The organism is Yinghuangia sp. YIM S10712 (genome assembly GCF_051388935.1).
GTDB lineage: Bacteria > Actinomycetota > Actinomycetes > Streptomycetales > Streptomycetaceae > Yinghuangia.
Genome location: NZ_JBPKBI010000003.1, coordinates 510991 through 528359 on the forward strand (window position 1 = coordinate 510991; position 17369 = coordinate 528359).

The window sequence follows — 17369 nt, forward strand, 5'->3', positions numbered from 1 at the left end:
GGCGCGTTGCGGTGCCAGATGCGCCCGGCCACGGACCGCGAGTCGATCGCTCGGCTCGCGACGAGTCAGTGACGTGACGGACCATCATGATGCGTTGTCCAACGGGCTGTTGGTGTTGGTGCTACGCCGCCTTCGGCACCGGCACACGGCCCAGCACTTCGGTCACCAAGTCGGCGTCGGTCACACCCGCGAACTCCGTCTCAGGCGCGAGGAGCAGGCGATGTGCGAGCACGGGAACCGCCAGAGCCTTCACGTCCTCCGGCATCACGTACGCACGGCCGGCAGCCGCCGCACGGACCCGGGCCGCGCGGATCAGCGCGACGCTGCCTCGGGGCCCGGCGCCCAGACGCACGCCGGGCAACTCGCGCGTCGCGATGGCGACACGCACCGCGTAGGCGGCGACCGCCTCCGGGATGCGTACGCGTTCGCGCGCGACCTGGGCGAACTCGCTGACGTGCGCGGCCGAGGCGATGGTCGGCAGCGTCTCCACCGCGGCGCCCATGACACCCGTGGCGACCTGGAGCTCGGCCGCGAAGTCCGGATAGCCGACGGTGAGCCGCATCATGAATCGGTCGAGCTGCGCCTCGGGCAACGGGTATGTGCCCGCCGTCTCCACCGGATTCTGCGTCGCGAACACCAGGAACGGGCGCGGCACTTCGTGAGTGATGCCGTCGGCGGTGACCCTGCCCTCCTCCATGACCTCCAGCAGCGCCGACTGCGTTTTCGGTGACGCGCGGTTGATCTCGTCGCCGATCACGAAGTTCGCGAACACCGGGCCCGGCAGGAACTCGAACTGCCCGGTGTTCTGCCGGTAGACGGACGCGCCGGTGATGTCGGACGGCAGCAGGTCGGGCGTGAACTGCACGCGGTGGCACGAGCCGTCGAGCGACGCGGCCAGTGCGCGGGCGAGCGTGGTCTTGCCGGTTCCGGGCACGTCCACCACCAGAACGTGCCCTTCGGCGAACAGGCAGGTCAACGCCAGCTCCACGACGTCGCGCTTGCCCTTCACCACCCGCTCGATGTTGTCCGCGAGCGCCGCGTAGCACTCGGCGAACAACTTGAGCGGGCTCTGGGTCGGGGCGGCGCCGTTGGAATGCACGGGCACGGACGTCACGGGCGGGCAACTCCTCGTCGCTGCGGGTTCATTCGCACTGCCACAGCTCGCGCGAGTAGGCGTTCTTCCCGGAGTTCGACGTCGTGACGTACACGTCGCTGAGGTATCCGGTCGTGCCCTTGTAGGTGACCTTGTCCCAGATCGCGCTGTCGCCGCCCGTGCCGTCGAGCCGGTGTTCGGTGCTGCCCTTCACCTGGCAGTGCACGGTGATCTCGCCTTCGTACCCGGGCGGGATGGCACCGGCCCGGCCGCCTTCCTGGGAGTCCGGGACGTTGCGGATGCCCATGTCGACGTTGTCGTCGCGGTTGTGGTGCACCTCAAGGGTCTTCTTGGGCGGGGTCATGTCGACCTCGGCGGTGGCCGCCGCGCTCTTGCCCGCCGCGTTCACCGCCGAGACGGTGACGTCGTAGACCTTGCCGTTCGTCAGCCCCTTGATGGTGTACGACGTGGCGCTGGTCTCGGCCTCGCCGTCCGGCGCGGACCCCTCTCCCTTCCAGGTCACGAGGTACGTGAGCCCGGTGCCGGCGGGTGCCTTCCAGTTGACGACGACCTGGTGGTTGCTGCGGGTCTGGCCGGTGATCGTCGGCTTTCCGGGGGCGACGCACGGGCGTACGGCCGGGGACTCCGACGAGGGGAATCGCTCGGTGCCGTAGACGGCGACGACTTTGAAGCGGTACTCGGCGTCCTTCGTGCACGTGAGGCCGGTGATGTCGAACCGGAACGGGCCCTTCGCGGCCACCCTCGCCGGCTTCACGGTGGCCCCCTTTGGCGCGCCCTCCAGCTCGTACCGGTCGGGCGTCGCACCCGCGCTCGGCGTGAAGGTGATGCTGATCCCGGTGCTGCCGGTCTGCGCCTTCGGTCGGCCCGGCGGGCCCTTCGCGGGGGGCGGGGGCGTCGTCTGCGTCGGCGTCGGTGCCGGGGTGGTCGCGGGCGGGCGGCTCGTGGTCTCCGCCGGTACGACCGGGGCGGGTCCCGGGGCCGAAGTCGTCGCCGAGGGCTGGGGATTCACAGGCTGGGGATTCGCCGGCGCGGTGGTCGCCACCGGCGCGGGCGGTGCCGGTGCCGTGACCGTCACCGTCACGGCGGGCTGCGGCGGCTGTACCGGCTCGTCGGACTGTGCCGATGGCTCCTTCGTATCCCCGGCCGACGCGTCACTTCCCTGGTTCTCGGACGACGACGTGTCCGCAGGAGCCTGCGCATCGACCTGCGGCGCGCCCGCCGGGTCGTCGTACGGCCGGTCGACAGGCGCGTCGTCGTCCGGTGCGTCCGCGGTCTCCCGCGGATCCGGCTCTCGGCCCGGCGCCGACGTCGGGGGCACGGACGATGTCGGGACCGGGGAACTCCCGACGTCGGGGACATTGGTGTCGTACTTGTCGATCAGATGGACGACGCCGTCCTCGTCGACGACGGCCGCGGTCGCGTTCGCCTGGTCGTTGACCCAGAGCCGGTCGCCACGCGTGTACGCGTCGAGTTTGCCCGGCACCCCGGTGACCCGGACCGGCTGGTCGAACTTCGCGGTGAGCGTGTCGTAGACGACCAGTTGCCCGGCCGCGAGATCCGGGACGTAGACGCGCGGGCCGTGCGCCTGCGGCGGACCGTACGACTTGCCGGCCAGCTCCAGGTCGGCCGCCTGCACCACGCCGCTGTCGACGTTCGCGACCACGAGGGCGCCGGTGTCGGGGGCGAGGAGCGGCACCAGCGGGCTCACGTTGTTCTCCGGCACCAGCAGCTTCGCGGGGTCGGCGGCGAGCAGACCGCTGGGCAACCGCATCGTGAGGCCGGCGTCCTCCGCCGACAGGACGGCGAGCGTCCCGGCCTTGACGTTGACCACGGCGGCCCGGCCGTCCGCGACGGTCAGGCTCACCGGGTCGCCGGGCGCACCGACCTTCACCGGCGTGCCGGCCTTCTCCTCGCCGATGGGCACCGCCTCACCGCGGTCGGGAAGCAGCACCCACAGCACACCCTCGCCGTCGACACGGGCCGCACCGATCGGCCGACTGGCCATCGTGATGGCGTCCGCGACCGGCGCGAGCGTGACGGGGTCGATCCGCCGGACGGTGCCCGCGAGTTCGTCGACGACCCAGGCTGTGTCCTCGTCGCCGGCGACGATGCGGAGGCGACCGCCTTCGAACGACTGCGTCTGCGCGACGGACAATTGCGCGGGATCGATCCGCGTCACGACTCCCGTGGTCTGGTCGAGTACGAGGACGGTGTTGCCCTCTTCGACCACTTCGAGCGGTCCTTCGGTGCCGTTGCCCAGCTCGACACGGCCGTCGACCTGCCCGGTCGTTCCGTTCACGTGGACGAGCGACCCGCTCTTCAGGCTCGCGAGCCACGAATCCGCCTCGGAGACACGGGTCTTCGTGTCCGCCGACCCGACGCCGACGACCATCGACGTGACGATCAGCGCGCCGACGACGGCCGTCGAGATCCCGCCGACCAACCTGCCGCCGAAGCGGCGGCCGGTTCCCCTGCGCGCGCCCAGGCGCCCTCGAAGTCCGTTCACTGCCATCGTATTTGGTCTTTTCGCATGGGTGTGCTCCCGGGGCGTGCGTATTCAACTCGCGGAGCGCGCAGATGATTCGGAGATTGGCAGCCGAAACACACCGGGTCAATATCCATTAGGCGAATCGCACCCCGGATATCCGATGCCGCCCGGCCGTTGCCCGTGCAAGACGGCACCGGTCAACGGTATTCGCCGTGCGAAACGTCCCTCGCTGCGGGCGCCCCGGATCCGTAAGGTCCCATGCTGCTCAGAGTTTTCGGATCCCGCGCCTGGTCAGCCGCCCCGGCCGACCGGATATTCCGCGCTGTGCGATCGGATGGAGTTCCCGCATGAACAGATCTGCCGCCGGCGGACTTCAAACCGTCGCCGCCCCCGCCGACTTCGACTGGTGCGACCGTCCGCCGAAACACATGCGCGTTCTGCGTCGCGAACGTTTGACCACCATCACTCCGAACCGACCGGGAGTGGCCGCCGTTCCCCGCCAAAAGCCGCGTCCGGTGACAGGACCGTCCGGCCTCGGATACACCGGCAACGACATCAGCCTCTTCCAGGACGCCGTGGCCGAGAGCCTCGCCCCGTTCCGGATTCGGCCCGTCAGCCCGGGCCCTTTTCGGGGCCGTGTTGCCGTGGCCCGCTCCAGCGACGTGGTCGTGGCCACGATCTGTTGTGACGTCACCGTGCAGGCGAGCATCGAATCACTGCCGGAAAACGCCTACTTCGTCACCCTCACCGGTGACGGCGTGGCCGCCCTGGTCGACAGCGTCCCCGTCGAACACGGCTCGAACGTCGCCGGCCCCGGCCGCCAGGTGCGCATCCGCTGGGCCGCGTCCCGCCCGGTCACCGTCATCAAACTCTCGCGCCGCCTCCTCGAACGCGTATGGCGCGACCAAGGCGGCCGTTCGGCATCAGGCCCGCTGAACTTCGCCGTCCCGCTCAACCCCGTCGCCGTCCGCAGCGGCATCTGGGAAGCACTGGCCGACGCGTTCGTCGCCGCGTGCGAGTCCGGCCTGCTCGACTCCGCCGCCGTCAACGCGCACTTCGGGCAGCTCCTCGCCCAATCGCTCCTCAGCATGCAGCCGCAGACGCGCCCCCAGCCGGTGCCCGACCCGGTCGGCCACGCCCCCCATGCCGACCAGGCACCGCACGGAGCGGGGACCGCCGAGGCCAACGACGTCCTCCCGGTCCCCGCCCCCGTGCTCCGCGCCCTGGAGTTCTGCCGCACCCACGCCCGCGAACCCCTGACCGTCGCCGACATCGCCGACGCCGCCGGCATCAGCGTCCGCCGCCTCCAGGCCACCTTCCGCACCCACGTCGGCACCACCCCCATCGAATACGTCAAACGCCTCCGCCTCGCGGGCGTCCACGCCGACCTCCGCAGCATCGCCCAGGGCAACACCCACGAGACGGTCACCGACGTAGCCCTCCGCTGGGGCTTCACCCACCTGGGCCGCTTCAGCGGCACCTACCGAGCAGAGTTCGGCCAACTGCCGTCCCAAACGGCGGGGAGAAACCCTTCGGGGCGTAAGTGAGGAAACTTCTCCGGCGGATCCTGCTCTTCAAGCTCCGCTTCTGGGCGTTCGTAGCGGGAGTTCTGGCGACGGTCATCGTCGCCACGCTGCTCGCCATCACCGCGAGCATCAGCCACATGGCCGCGAAATTCGCTGAAGACTATTCCCTCGACGGCGGCACTTTCGACGTCAACCTGCTTCCCGAGCAGGCCACGCCGTATCGCCAGTGGATCTCCGGAGTCGGATCCCGCTGCACGGAAGTGACCCCCGAGATTGTCGCCGGGATCATCCAGGTCGAAAGCAACTGGAACCCCACAGCGAATCAGGGGAAGCAGGGTGTGGGCCTGGGAATGGCCCAGTTCCTGCCGTCGACGTGGGAAAGCTTCGGCGTGGACGGGGACAGGGACGGAAAGGCGGACATCTTCAACGGAGCAGACGCCATCAGCTCCGCGGAGAACTACCTCTGCTATCTGGCAGAGGCTGTCCGCAAGCACCTCTTGGATGGCAACGTCCCGAACGTCCAGCCTCCCGGCACCGAGAAAAACGTCCGAGACCTGATGATCGTCGCCTACAACAAAGGCCCGAACATCTGGCTGCTGGAGACCTGGGACAACCGCGAAATCACATTCGATGCCAACGGCATCCCGGACGCCACCCACAGCGATGGCATGACCGGACAGAAGTACCTGGAACGCGTCAACGACGCGATCCAGCAGTTTCTTCGGCCCACCGACACCAACATTCTGGGCAGCGGAGCAGTCGACGCAAGCACCTTGGGCGGGAGAGCACTCTTGGAAGCCCTGAAGGTGGTCAGGGGCGATCCGATTCGGGGGTCTTGGCCAGGTGGCCCTGTCCCGTATTCATGGGCGGGGGGCGACTTCGACGGACCGACGTACGGGACCAAACAAGGGGCTGGAACGATCGGGTTCGACTGCTCTGGACTAATGATGTACATCTTCTACCAGGCTTCCAACGGGAAAATGAGACTGCCTCACTACGCAGACAGCCAGGAGAATTACGGCACCTTCATCACGCAGGGCGTGGGTAATGTCGATACAAGCGACATGGAACCCGGGGATGTCATCTTCTTCACGGCAAGCGGGACGAACGTGGCTCACCACGTCGCGATCTACAATGGAGGAAAAGAGGTCGTCAACGCCTTCAAAACCGGCACAGTTGTGCGCGTTGACCCTTTCAGCAATTTCAGTAGAAGCGACACCTGGACCGTCAAGCGCTTCGGTGCCTCGTAGGAGTCCGCGCATGGGTGGCTTGTCTTCGTTCCCGAGACTGTTCTCGATCACGTTCGCGGTGCTCCTGACCGGTGGATGCGTCGTCGGCACACAGCCGAACGGCGAACGCACTCTGCCGTCCGATGCAAAGTCCTCCCATCGCGCCGGCAGCCCACCTCCTCCTGTGCCAGGTGCCGCCCCTGGCACCCAGCCCGCCGGCCTCACCGAAAGACCGCCGAGCCCCCCGAACTTCTCTGTTCCCCGCATCCAGGACGTCGACGGAAAGGACCCGATCGCCGTCGCGGAAGCGGCGGCCGTGACCATATGGTCGGTCGACACACTGTCCGATACGACGCTGTGGGACGCGGCCACCCGCGCCGCGCCACTCCTGGCCCCCGGATACCTTCTGCAAAACGATTGGCTCGGCACACAGGCCGCAGCCCTGTGGAACATTTGGACCTATCACCAGGCGATCACAACGGTCACGGCCGAACTCGCCGACGACATGGGCAAGCCGGAGGACACGCCGACCGAGGCATTCCACCTCTTCGCCCTCGACGTCCGCCCCCAGGGCCGCGACGCGTGGGTGGGAGAACCACTGGCTGTCATGGCTTACGTAACCCTGGCCCGGTCCACTCCGGACGACCCCTGGCGCGTCACCTCGATCAAAACCATGTAACGGGAGACGGGCGGAAAACGTCCGGCAGCGACGAACGAGGAGCACCCACATGTCCGATGCCATCGATCCCTCCGATGTACCGGCCTGGCCGGTGGTGGTCGTCGAGTTGAGGACCGACGGCCAAGTCCGCGTGGACGGCGACATGTTCGCCGTCCCGCAGGGAGCCGACGTGCGCCAGACCGCCATCGCCGCCGTGGCCGCCACGGCCTCCCTGATCGGCCGACCGGTGCGAGCCGAAGCACGCGAGCCGGACGGCACAGTCTGGCCGCTCATCGTCACCCCCAAAGGCCAGGCGATCGCAGCCGGCGCGGCGCGCCGCACGCCCCCGGCTGCCAAACGGCGCGGCTTTCGCAGCGGCGTCCTGCGTCGTCCCTCCGCCCCGCAACCGTCGGCACCACCGCCCCCGGTCGCGACGACTGCCGATGTTGCGGCGGCTTCTCATCCCGAGCCCCCACAAGGCCCGCCTGTCCCTTTGCCGCCCCCCGCGCCCAGGCCGCCCGCCGCTCCCGTATCGCCCGTACTCCCCCACGAACCGGCGCCGTCTTCCACGTCGGCTCCGGGGTCCTTTCCCGAACCTGACGACGAGGCCCGATCCGCGCTCGACCGAATCCTGGCGGAGTTGCGCAACAAGCGTCTGGCCGCCGCCCGCAGCCGGGCCCAAGCCCTGGTCGACCGACTCACCGAACAACGGGGGCGTGACAACGTCACCACCGAAGCGGCCCGCGAAGTCCTGGCGTACACCATGTTCTTGGCAGGTGACGCCGCACGCGCGGCCCGCCTGTACGCAGATCTCGCAGCTCCTCGCGTCGCGTACCCAATGCGATCTGACACGGACGGCGCCCGCCTCGCCGACAACGCGCACTTCTGCTGGTACCGGGCCGGCAGCTCACCCGACACCCAGGAAACGGGGATGCGCATTCTCGCGTTGCGCAGGGCGGGGTGGGGCGCGGACAGCGGACCGGCCCGCACCTTGCAGCACAGACTGGCGGTCGGCGGAAAAGATGAGTAATCAAGGGCCCACCGCAGGACCGACCCGGGTTAGCTCAGCCTAAAATAGTCAGGGTTTTTCCTTTTCAAGTCTGTATGCCCGGCGGACTCCGGGATCCGCCGGCTGCCTGTCTTCCGGCCGCTTCAGTATTCTGTCTCGCGCGCGACTCGCATCGCGATCGGCAGCCGCCTCCATATAGCGATGGAATTGCCCTTCCAGATGGTACAGATCACGCAGATATCCCCAGCGCTCACGCCCGGGTTCAGTTCTTGCTCGCCGGGCCTTCCGCTCCGCACCTGACTCCACCGCACCCCAATACTTGGCCTCTTTTCCCCTGGCCGCGGCCTCTTTCATCCAATAATCAATTTCGGCCAGGTCCCGGTCCCCACTTGCCTTGACATATTCTTCCGGGCTGATCTTTCGATTTTTTCGGGCGAGCCAGGAGGACAAACCAATAACGCTCAACGCCCCAGCCGCGGTGGCCGCGACGCCGCCCTTGAGCCCCGCCTCGATCACGGCATTGTCAACACCGTTCAACGCAACAAACGCGATTCCTGCCGAGGCGCCGACACCGAGCGCCGCCTTGAAGTTCCCGGAAGTCTTCGATTTCCCTGGCCGAGTATCGGACACGACGAAATTCCAAACGCTTGGACCGATGGTCTATTTCTGCAATTCAGGGGCCTTTCTCCAACATTTTCGCGGACGTTTTAACAAGGCGCCCGGCTCGGTGCACGGCGGGAACCAACCTGCCCAGCCGGGGCGCCGCGCTCAGCATCTCGGTACGTGCCTCACTAACCTTGCCAACGCCCTCCCGTACACGCTCACGCGCCTCCGTCGCGGCAGAGTTCGCATTCTCGCGCTGCTCAAGAAGGGTATTATTCCACTTCATGGCGACACGAACATTCTTTCTGAATCCCACGTCATCCCTGACATAAACTCCCAGATTCCCCATATACGTGTTGTTTGACGTGTTCTTTTCAGACTCCGACTTAATGGTGATCCTGTCGATCGCCGGACGATCCTTCGCGTAGCGTTTATCCAGATTCCTCGCCGACTTCTCGGTACCTTTGGCAGCTCGTACGAGATCATTCTGGTCCAGCACAGCGGCACGCAATTGCTGCACTTTGGGTCCGACAAATACTGCGACTATTTTCCCTACGAAACCCTTGTCGTTCTCATAGCCCTTGGCCACGCCGAACTCCATTCATCAGAAACCACAAGACTCCAGCCGTCTCGGGGTTTTTTCGGGCGTCGGAGAGCGCATCATCACTTCTCCAGACGCCTGGCCCTGGTAAGCACGGCGCCGGGTTGTTGCGTCGGCAAGTGAGCGAACCCGAGTCCCGCCGTCATTTTGGGAAGCTCGGTAGTGGTTCCGTGCCCAATGGCGACCGGAAGAGGCCGGGGAGACAGAAGCCGTTCACCAGCACTCTTATCCATTATTTGAGAAAAAGAATCACCTTTGACGTTCTTCGGCCGGTTCGCGGCTTCTTTCTTTGAAACCCCGTCCTCCAAAGACTCGACTGCTGCCTCATCCTCCACACGCTCGGCCTTTGAAGGCTCAGGGGCCTGGGCGGTCGAGGCGTCGACAGCCGGAACGCGGGTCTGCGCAGCCTCGACAGCCGGGGTCGCGCCGCTTTGTGGTGCCTCGGTATTGGAGCTATCCGCTCCCGAAACACCCTCAGTCCTGTCGCCGTCGGCGGTGTCCTCCCACCCACCATCCGCCGAAGCCTCCTCAACGTTCGAAGCCTCAGCCTTCGGAGTTTCAGCCCCCGGAGCCTCGACAACAGGAGCCCCAGCCGTCGGAGTCTCGACCTGCGGAGCCTCACCGCCCGGCGCCCCGGCATCGGAGGCACCGGCACCCGAAACATCCCCGGCCCCGCCACCCTCGCCGGCACTCCCTGGCCCACCGTCCGCCGCAGCCTCAACTCCCGAAGCCTCAATCACGGGAGGCTCAGCCATCGGAGCCTCGACCGCCGGAGCCTCCCGCGTCGGGGTTCCGGTCCCGGAACCATCGGTTCCCGACACGTCCCCGGCCCCGTCGCCCTCAGCAGCGTCGACGGGCCCAGCGTCCGCCGACGCCTCAACGTTCGAACCTTCAACCGCCGAAGCCCCCCTCTCCGGCTCGGAAGAGCCGCCGGTCTCCGGACCGTCACGCCCTGACTCCTTGGCCTCCTCGGCAGTTGTGTCGCCGGGCTCAGCGTCGCCCTCGTCTCCCCCAGACGGCGGATCGTCGTCAAGCAGCTCACTGGCGACGACCTCGCCCTCGATAATGACGGCGTGACCGTGACCGTTACCGCCGCCACCACCGCCGCTGTTGCCACCACCGCCACCACCGCCACCGTTCCCATCGCCGCCAGCGTCGTTCCCGCCGGCACCGCCGCTCCCGCTGTCGGGGAAGTTGTATGTGTAGTTGTATTGATTCACCGTGAGATTGATTTGGGTGGGCGTAGTGGGCGGAGGATTACCACCGGCATTCTTGCCCTTCTTATTTTTCGCCAAACTCTTCTTTATGAGAGCCAGGAGTTTTTTGAACCTCGCCATGAGGTCTTCGCCGATCTCGGCGGCAGCCACCTCGCCGATGGATTTGTATTCGGCGACGGGCCTGGCCATCAATCCGACGTATTCTTCCGTGAAGTCACCAGACATAACGTCGATCAACCCCTTCCGGAATCATCGTCAGTGATTCGATACAACGGGTTCTCCCATGTCCCCTCAGGGGCCGGTCGAACGGGGAGCGGTTCCAGTGGGTGCCTCGCGTGGCCATCTTCCGGATCGCACAGGGCGAATGGGCCGAAATCCGGATCGAGGATTGCGCGCAGATGGGGGTCGGCGTGGTGCAGCCACCATGTCGAAACCCCCGTTTCCGTGTCCACAACGAAGTATTCGAACGCGCGCCACAAGCCGTCGAAGCGCACGACCGCCTCCGGGTGACGCCACCATTCCGGACACCACATCGCGGTGCCCTGGCCGAGGCGACGGCAGACGACACGGGATAGGTAGGTGTTGACAAACACTTCCACTGATGCGAACAGCGGTGACGAGGCGTTGTTCGCTTGCGCTGTCGAATTCTGAGGAATCGCAGGGGCCGCCGGCGGGTGAAGCGCGTACCTTCCCTGCCCCCAGGGGTCCATGAGGTCAGCGGTCATGACGCGACCTTTGTCACAGGCACCGCCGGTTGTGGTTCATAGCGGGCCAACGATGCCCGGATCGCGTCCGCATACGGCCCTTCCCACCAAGGAACCGTGCGCACCAGCGTCGGTCGCGTTCCGCTCAACTGCACAAAGGCCCGACCGCGTGGCATGGACAGCAAGTCTGCGGAATCCAGGACCGGTTCGGATCTCGACGCGATACCGAACGAGCGGTGGTCGCCGTACTTCACGCTCATGCTGCCGGTGCGTGGTTCGAAGATGCCGCTCGTCTTCGACAAGTCCTCAAGGAACTTCATGTCGGACACCCCGCCGCCGTAGACCCGGACATTCGCCGAGCCCCACAGTTTCGACATACCCGACTCCCCCCAGGCAACCACCCCTTGGGCCCAGGACTGGAGGATCACCATGACGATGATGCCGCGGGAACCGAAGTGCGTGTATTTGTCGGGCAATGCGGTCCACGGGCAGACGTTGGCCGCTTCGTCGAGGACGAACAGTGCCGGCACCGGCAGCCGTCCGCCCGCCGAAGCCGTGGCGTAGTTCTCGGCCGCTTCCGCGATGGAAGTCGTGAGCGCGAGGACCAGCGGCGCGGCGACCTTGCTGGTTTCCTCCGACATCAGGTAGATCGTGTCGCGGTTGCGCAGGAACTCGTCGATGTCGAAGTGCGGTCGCGTCGGATCGCTGCCCGGGGTGACCCACTCGTTGATGTTGTCGGCGATGAGAAAGGACGCCATCTGGATCGCGGTGCCGTACACACCCGCGCGTTGCTTGTCGGGAGCGGTGACGACGGAGGTGACGGATTTTGCGGGAAGACGATGGCCCGCATCACGCAGAATGCGGGCCGGAGTGTCGTCGGTGGGACGAGTGAGCCACTCGTAGACCTGGGTGATCGGCTGCCCGTCGATGGACGCCGCCAGCAGAAGGTTCGCGAACAGGTCCTGAGCGGCGGGCTCGAAGTAGCCGTCGCTGCGCGCGTGGTCCTGTCGGTTGATCGAACTCATGCGTCCCGCGAGTTTGACGGCCCGCACGATGCTGTCGCCGACATACGTGAGCGGGTTCCACCAGAAGACCGGCTTGCCACCCGCCTGGTTCTGGGGATCGAAGATCCAGACGCGGCCGAGTTGTTCGCGGATGCCCCGAGTGTGGTCCACGACGTCGCGCTTATTGGAGGTGACGATGACGGCCCCGGGTGCGGCAACAATGTTGGGAATCGCGCGAGTTGCCGTCTTTCCGGTGCGTGGGCCCCAGATGTCGACGTGCATATCCTCCCACGAGCCCCACAGATCCATCCCCCCGCGAACCGTGCGTCCGACGTAGACACCGGGTGTCGCGTCTTCACGGATGCGGAGTTTTCGTGCGGTGGCCACGACACCTTGTGTGGTCATCGGTTGGAGATCCCGCGTCGAGGCGAGATACCGGCACGCCCGGTCAACGCGTTCCCGTCTGCCTATGCGTCGGGACCACAAATACGACGCCAAAAGCACGATCAACAGCAGCGCGCTGCCCATCGCCACCAGGGCCAGGGTCGCGTGCGTACCAGGCCACGTGTACTTGCCGCTGATCAGGCGTATGAGCGTCGTCACGGGGAATTTGGGCGGCCCTTCGCCCCCGGTGCGCGCGGCGCCGATCGCCGCCGCAATCGTGATGAGCAGGGAAAGACCGACGAGACCACCAAGCACGGCGAAAAGCGCAATCAGCTCACCGCGATAGTCCGGACCGCGATGACGATTGGTGGCACTCATCAGCTGCCTCCGCCACGCATCTTGCGGATGGCGCCCTTGGCGACCGTTGCGCCCGTCACCATGGGCACCAGTGCCTTTGCCGCGCCCTCACCCTGCGCCGCCGCAGATGTGAAGGGGAAGACCAGGCGCGTCAGCGTGGGCAGCAGAACTGTCCCCATCGCCAGGAATGCAGCCGATGTGAGCTGAGCCCCGTACGAACTTCCGTTCACCCTGTCTGCGAAACGCAGGGAGGTGACAAAGATGATGACGGCACAGGGTTTCATCAGAATGAAAGCGAACAGGAGGGATATTTGTTTCCCGAACCACTCCTTCCCCGCTGCCGTCGCGGTGGAGGCGGCTGACAGGGGCAGCAGCGCCGCCACCAACGTCACCACCAAAATCCGAGCAATCATGATCAGGTAGAGCACGAATGCACCGACGAGGAACAAAGCGGCACAGATCAGGAAGAGAAAGAAGTTCATATCCTTGAACTCCGTCGGAATCTCCTCTATATGATAATCAAGGATGTCGCAAGGGCCGCCCCCTCCGGAATCCGCATCAGAACCAGGCTGCAACGAGTTCACTATGAAATAGTCGCCGAACGCGTCACTCGCCTGGATCAACAGTTTGGTGAAAACCAGACCGGCTCCGGTGACCACTACAAGAATGAGCATCGCACGCACAAGTTCGCGTGCCGGTCTGGCATCGCGCTGCAACGCCATACGTCCGGCCACGAACAACAAAGAAATGACCGCCACCACGCCGGCCAAAAACAGCGTGCTGCCCAGTATGCTGGTGTAGATGGGATCCTCATACGGCACGTCGCCGCGAGCGTCCCAGAACTGGTTTATAGGAGGACACAGGACCTGCGTAAGAAGGCCGTCCGGCTCCTCACAAACCCCCGGACGCGTTCTTTGGCGCAGCGGGTCGTCGACTTCCGTCCACCAGTGAATGGATGTATTGACCAATGCGCTGAGTTCGTAACGAATCCATTCGAGTGGCTCTTCCAGAAATTTGTACGGTTCCTTCCCCGACGCTACGGCGTCGGCCCAGATCTGATTCCATTCCCCCTCAGAGTATATTTTGCATTCAACGACATTGGGCATGCCAGGAATACTCAGGAGGTCGGCCGTCGACAGTTCCGGGCCATGGTAGCCAGGGATGATATCAGTCGTGATAATTTCCGCGGGAACACGAACCTGTTCCGGCCACTCGTGGTCTTCAAGAACCCGGACACGGTTGCCATGGCAAGCCTCGTCCCAGATCATTTCGTTTCGCCCATCACCTGCAATCCAATTCCCGTCTCCCAGGATGCCGCCCAGCGTTTGTCCATCCGTAAAGCCATACATCACCGGAACGTAATCCGGCTCCGTACCCAACAGTCCCGTCGGCCTACAGCTACTCATCGGACCCACCGCCGGTTCGTGTCGTTGATCGCGTATTCGTCCTCGGTCAATTCGACATGCACCGGAATCCCCGGGCGTCCGCCCACCTTCACCATGAAGTTCCCGAGCCCCGGTGGGGGTGCGTCCTCGCCTGTACTCGAATCCCAGCTCGGCGGCGTCGACCAGTCCTCGATCATGCTTTGTTCGGCGTCGGTCATGGCGACAACCTGGTTGAGCTGAGGCATCTCGGCGGCAGGCAGACCACCGCAGATCACCATTCCGGCGCGCTCCACGAAACCCTTGGCCTTCATACGGTCCTCCTCCTCAGGCAAGGCGAGGAGGTCGGACATCGTGTGCGTGATCATCGCCATGCCCACACCGCGCTGGCGGTTGAGCCGCGTCAGCGCATCGACGCGGTCCACAAGGCCACGGGCCGCGCGCAGCACCCTCCACAGCTCGTCGAGGATCACGAAGTAACGGCGCTGTGGCTCCAGTCCGGCATCCGCAAGGGCCTGCGCGGCGGAGATCGTGCCGAAGCCGTAGCTCCAACACGAGAGCAGAGCGGCTGCCTGCATCTGGCCGTCGGCATCGTCGATGCTGCTCACGTCGAAACACACCGGCCTGTCGTGGCGCATGGGTTCGGACGTCTGCTGGGAGAACATCTCGCCGAGTCGTCCCCGCCCGAGAAGAGCAATGAGGGACGACTCCAGGTTCTCCGTGATTTCGCGGTACTTGACGATGTCTCCGCGGTCCAGCGCCACGGCACGAAGCTCTTCCGGGGCTTCCCGAATCAGGTGCAACAAGTCAGCGAGCACCGGAACTCCGACATGGCGCTCGTCCAACAACGACAACGCGGCGTTGAGGATGGTCTCTTCACGGTCGGTCGGCGGGGTGCGACGCAGGACGGTGATGAGCGAGGCCACGGTGTTGAGGCGGCGGCCGTGCGCGTCGGCCAGCAGCGCCTGGCGCTGCGTTGCCGGCAGCCGCGCCGCTGTGGCAATCACTTCACCAGGGTCGAGAACGTTGAGGAATCCTCGCCCGCGCCCGAGCGTGATGACCTGTCCGCCGAGCGCCCGAATCAGGTCGACGTAGTCCGGTTTCAGGTCGCCGAAGACCACCGGGTTGACGCCATATCCGGCCAGACCGAGGGCCTGACGACGGACCACGGTCGACTTGCCGAGCCCTGGTTTGCCGAGTACGAACTCGCTGGGGTTCAGGATGAGTTTGGCACGCTGGAACCAACTGATCGGGTCGCAGCACAGGGTCGTGCCGCCGATGAGCGACCGGCCGAGCGGAACGCCCGCCATGGGGGTGCCGGAGCCGGCGGAGAACGGCCACAGCCCGCAGACCTGCACCGACGTGCCGCGCCACTCTGGAACCGGTTCGACGTATCCGACAGACCCCGCACCCCATCCGCCCCAGCCCCGCAGCCCGGGCCGCGGCGCCACGGCCGGTGCGTCCGAGCCTTCGCCGGCAACGGCATTGAGCGGCAACCCGAAACGCCGACGGCGAGGAGCCGGACCCCGCTCCTCGCTGGACGGCCCCTCCCAGGCAGCCGCGCCTGTCACGTGTGTCCTCTTGGTACTCACATAGATTCCCGAAGGGCTTGGGGCACCCGCACATGGCGGGGCAGTACCAGACCGAGTGGCAGCGCCGCGGCGAACGACGACGCCTGGGCTCCATAGGCACGGCGCAGGACAAGGCGCGCCGAGGCCGACAAGTTCTCGACGGTCGACGCCGCGAGTTCCAGCTTGTCGACGTGGTCCACAGTCGCGGTGACCAACATGCCGAACCGCAACAGGCCGGCGCCTGTCGCCTCTTCGAGCGCGGTCTGCTCCGCCGACGTGAGCCCCACGGTGTCGCGTGCCGAGGCCCTCTTCGCCTGACTGGCTTTGAAACGGGCGTCCTTGATGTCTCGTTCGACGAGCCGGGCGGCCGTCCCCGGATCATGCGGGCGGTACAAGATCGTGACCCGCTTGCGCAGGATGTCCTCGTGCGGGGCAAGCAGCCTGTGCAGAACCGTCGCAAAGACTTCGCCGCGGGGGGCGTCCGACATCGCCCAGGTGATGGAGAACGCACCGTCATGCCGATAATGGCTCCAGGATTCCTGAGTGGCGAACGGGCCTGCTTCGTTCCACCGCAGCCCCAAACCGCCCTCCGTCCTGGCCTTGTCGACGAGAACGGCGACTGTCGGGTCGTACGCCACCCGAACCGCCGCGGCGATCTGGGCCGCGGACAACGGCACGGCCGTACCGGCACCGGTCATCGACAGGCTGGATGTCAGAGCGGGCAGACGAGTACCGATCTCCGTGGCCATCTCCTGCGCGGTGCGGCGCTTCCGAGCGGCGCGACCACGCCCTTCGAAGGTCAGCGCTATGCGCGTCGTGATGCGCGCGGCCCCCTCCGAGTAGTCGTCCATGACCTTGGTCAGGACACGGCGCGCCAGCTCGGGGGCCTCGGAATGCAGGTTGCCGGTGATCTCCTCGCGCAGCCGTTCTCCGGTGTCCGGCGCGGTCTCCACCGTGATGGACGCGGCGACCAGGCCCGACTCGTTGCCGAGATTGGCGAGCCACTGGCCCCAGTAGGCCACCCAAGTGTCCACCTGATCGTCATCCACCAGCGCCGCACCGTCGGCATCGCACTGGAGGACGACGGTGTAGTCGTCCACGGACTGGATATGCAGCAGCCCGAACGGTCGGTTGTAAGCATCGACAGCCTCGTGGAGCCTGGTCTTCGCAGCGAGGCCGGGTAGCTGACACGTCCCGGGAGGAGTACGCCCGATCGGGCCCGAACGGTACAGATGCTGTCCTCGTGCTTTAGCCATCGTCCACGCCACCCGGGCCGAGATCCATTGCATGCCGTTGCGGCCGTGTCGATCGCGCATGGTCAACGGCCCCAGCGCCAGGCACATGAGAATGACGAACAGCACCGCGAGCGCCATCGAGATGATCATGGTGAAGATCGTCACGATGAGCCCGAAGAGCATTGCGATGGTCGGGAGCATGCCGAGCCCGAGCACGCCCGGCGAGGTGGGCTTGCGCCAATTGCCGTATGTCCTCGGGGCTTTCGAGAGTGTCTCCATGCCGTGCT

Annotated in this window: 14 protein-coding genes; 4 read left to right on the forward strand and 10 right to left on the reverse strand. The window is 65.9% G+C overall.

Annotation, left to right across the window (positions count from 1 at the left end):
- Nucleotides 1–121: 121 nt before the first annotated feature.
- Together ACRX5W_RS11680 and ACRX5W_RS11685 are read right to left on the reverse strand one after the other, a co-directional pair.
- Entirely contained in the window at nucleotides 122–1114 is a 993-nt protein-coding gene (locus ACRX5W_RS11680) for an AAA family ATPase (protein ID WP_436787958.1), read from the reverse strand.
- Nucleotides 1115–1142: 28 nt separating this feature from the next.
- Nucleotides 1143–3620 (reverse strand): fibronectin type III domain-containing protein, encoded by a 2478-nt coding sequence (locus ACRX5W_RS11685; protein WP_436787959.1) that lies wholly within the window; start codon nucleotides 3618–3620, stop codon nucleotides 1143–1145.
- Between the two features lie 329 nt (nucleotides 3621–3949).
- Between ACRX5W_RS11685 and ACRX5W_RS11690 the strand changes: the two genes are divergently transcribed.
- The 4 genes from ACRX5W_RS11690 to ACRX5W_RS11705 all read left to right on the forward strand — a co-directional run bounded on the left by ACRX5W_RS11690 (nucleotide 3950) and on the right by ACRX5W_RS11705 (nucleotide 8045).
- Nucleotides 3950–5149 (forward strand): AraC family transcriptional regulator, encoded by a 1200-nt coding sequence (locus ACRX5W_RS11690; protein ID WP_436787960.1) that lies wholly within the window; start codon nucleotides 3950–3952, stop codon nucleotides 5147–5149.
- Nucleotides 5146–6378 (forward strand): NlpC/P60 family protein, encoded by a 1233-nt coding sequence (locus ACRX5W_RS11695; RefSeq protein ID WP_436787961.1) that lies wholly within the window; start codon nucleotides 5146–5148, stop codon nucleotides 6376–6378. The genes ACRX5W_RS11690 and ACRX5W_RS11695 overlap by 4 nt, the downstream gene beginning before the upstream one ends.
- Before the next feature lie 295 nt (nucleotides 6379–6673).
- A complete protein-coding gene (locus tag ACRX5W_RS11700; RefSeq protein WP_436787962.1) occupies nucleotides 6674–7036 on the forward strand; it encodes a hypothetical protein in 363 nt (120 codons plus the stop codon).
- A gap of 49 nt (nucleotides 7037–7085) precedes the next feature.
- Nucleotides 7086–8045, forward strand: coding sequence for a hypothetical protein (locus ACRX5W_RS11705; RefSeq protein ID WP_436787963.1), 960 nt, complete (start codon nucleotides 7086–7088; stop codon nucleotides 8043–8045).
- A gap of 48 nt (nucleotides 8046–8093) precedes the next feature.
- On the opposite strand, the gene ACRX5W_RS11710 is transcribed toward ACRX5W_RS11705, so the two are convergent.
- The 8 genes from ACRX5W_RS11710 to ACRX5W_RS11745 form a co-directional block, all read right to left on the reverse strand.
- Entirely contained in the window at nucleotides 8094–8654 is a 561-nt protein-coding gene (locus ACRX5W_RS11710; protein ID WP_436787964.1) for a hypothetical protein, read from the reverse strand.
- A gap of 43 nt (nucleotides 8655–8697) precedes the next feature.
- Nucleotides 8698–9216, reverse strand: a complete 519-nt coding sequence (locus ACRX5W_RS11715) for a hypothetical protein (RefSeq protein WP_436787965.1) — start codon at nucleotides 9214–9216, stop codon at nucleotides 8698–8700.
- Between the two features lie 74 nt (nucleotides 9217–9290).
- On the reverse strand, nucleotides 9291–10634 hold the full coding sequence (locus tag ACRX5W_RS11720) for a hypothetical protein (protein WP_436787966.1): 1344 nt from the start codon (nucleotides 10632–10634) through the stop codon (nucleotides 9291–9293).
- A gap of 44 nt (nucleotides 10635–10678) precedes the next feature.
- Entirely contained in the window at nucleotides 10679–11170 is a 492-nt protein-coding gene (locus ACRX5W_RS11725) for a DUF4913 domain-containing protein (protein ID WP_436787967.1), read from the reverse strand.
- The gene (locus tag ACRX5W_RS11730) at nucleotides 11167–12915 is read right to left on the reverse strand and encodes a type IV secretory system conjugative DNA transfer family protein (protein WP_436787968.1); all 1749 of its coding nucleotides are present in this window, start codon (nucleotides 12913–12915) and stop codon (nucleotides 11167–11169) included. Before ACRX5W_RS11730 ends, ACRX5W_RS11725 begins: the two co-directional genes overlap by 4 nt.
- Nucleotides 12915–14243 carry a hypothetical protein gene (locus ACRX5W_RS11735; RefSeq protein WP_436787969.1) on the reverse strand — a complete coding sequence of 443 codons (1329 nt, stop codon included), beginning with the start codon at nucleotides 14241–14243 and terminating at the stop codon, nucleotides 12915–12917. The genes ACRX5W_RS11730 and ACRX5W_RS11735 overlap by 1 nt, the downstream gene beginning before the upstream one ends.
- A gap of 53 nt (nucleotides 14244–14296) precedes the next feature.
- Nucleotides 14297–15727: an ATP/GTP-binding protein gene (locus tag ACRX5W_RS11740; protein WP_436787970.1), complete on the reverse strand. Its 1431-nt coding sequence runs from the start codon at nucleotides 15725–15727 to the stop codon at nucleotides 14297–14299.
- Nucleotides 15728–15864: 137 nt separating this feature from the next.
- Nucleotides 15865–17361, reverse strand: coding sequence for an SCO6880 family protein (locus ACRX5W_RS11745; protein WP_436787971.1), 1497 nt, complete (start codon nucleotides 17359–17361; stop codon nucleotides 15865–15867).
- Between the last annotated feature and the right edge of the window lie 8 nt (nucleotides 17362–17369).

Bases quoted from the DNA above. Each gene is read 5' to 3' on its own strand.
- ACRX5W_RS11690 (WP_436787960.1), top strand. From the start codon at position 3,950: ATGAACAGATCTGCCGCCGGCGGACTTCAAACCGTCGCCGCCCCCGCC.
- ACRX5W_RS11705 (WP_436787963.1), top strand. From the start codon at position 7,086: ATGTCCGATGCCATCGATCCCTCCGATGTACCGGCCTGGCCGGTGGTG.
- ACRX5W_RS11720 (WP_436787966.1), bottom strand. From the start codon at position 10,634: ATGGCCAGGCCCGTCGCCGAATACAAATCCATCGGCGAGGTGGCTGCC.
- ACRX5W_RS11725 (WP_436787967.1), bottom strand. From the start codon at position 11,170: ATGACCGCTGACCTCATGGACCCCTGGGGGCAGGGAAGGTACGCGCTT.
- ACRX5W_RS11730 (WP_436787968.1), bottom strand. From the start codon at position 12,915: ATGAGTGCCACCAATCGTCATCGCGGTCCGGACTATCGCGGTGAGCTG.
- ACRX5W_RS11735 (WP_436787969.1), bottom strand. From the start codon at position 14,243: ATGTATGGCTTTACGGATGGACAAACGCTGGGCGGCATCCTGGGAGAC.
- ACRX5W_RS11745 (WP_436787971.1), bottom strand. From the start codon at position 17,361: ATGGAGACACTCTCGAAAGCCCCGAGGACATACGGCAATTGGCGCAAG.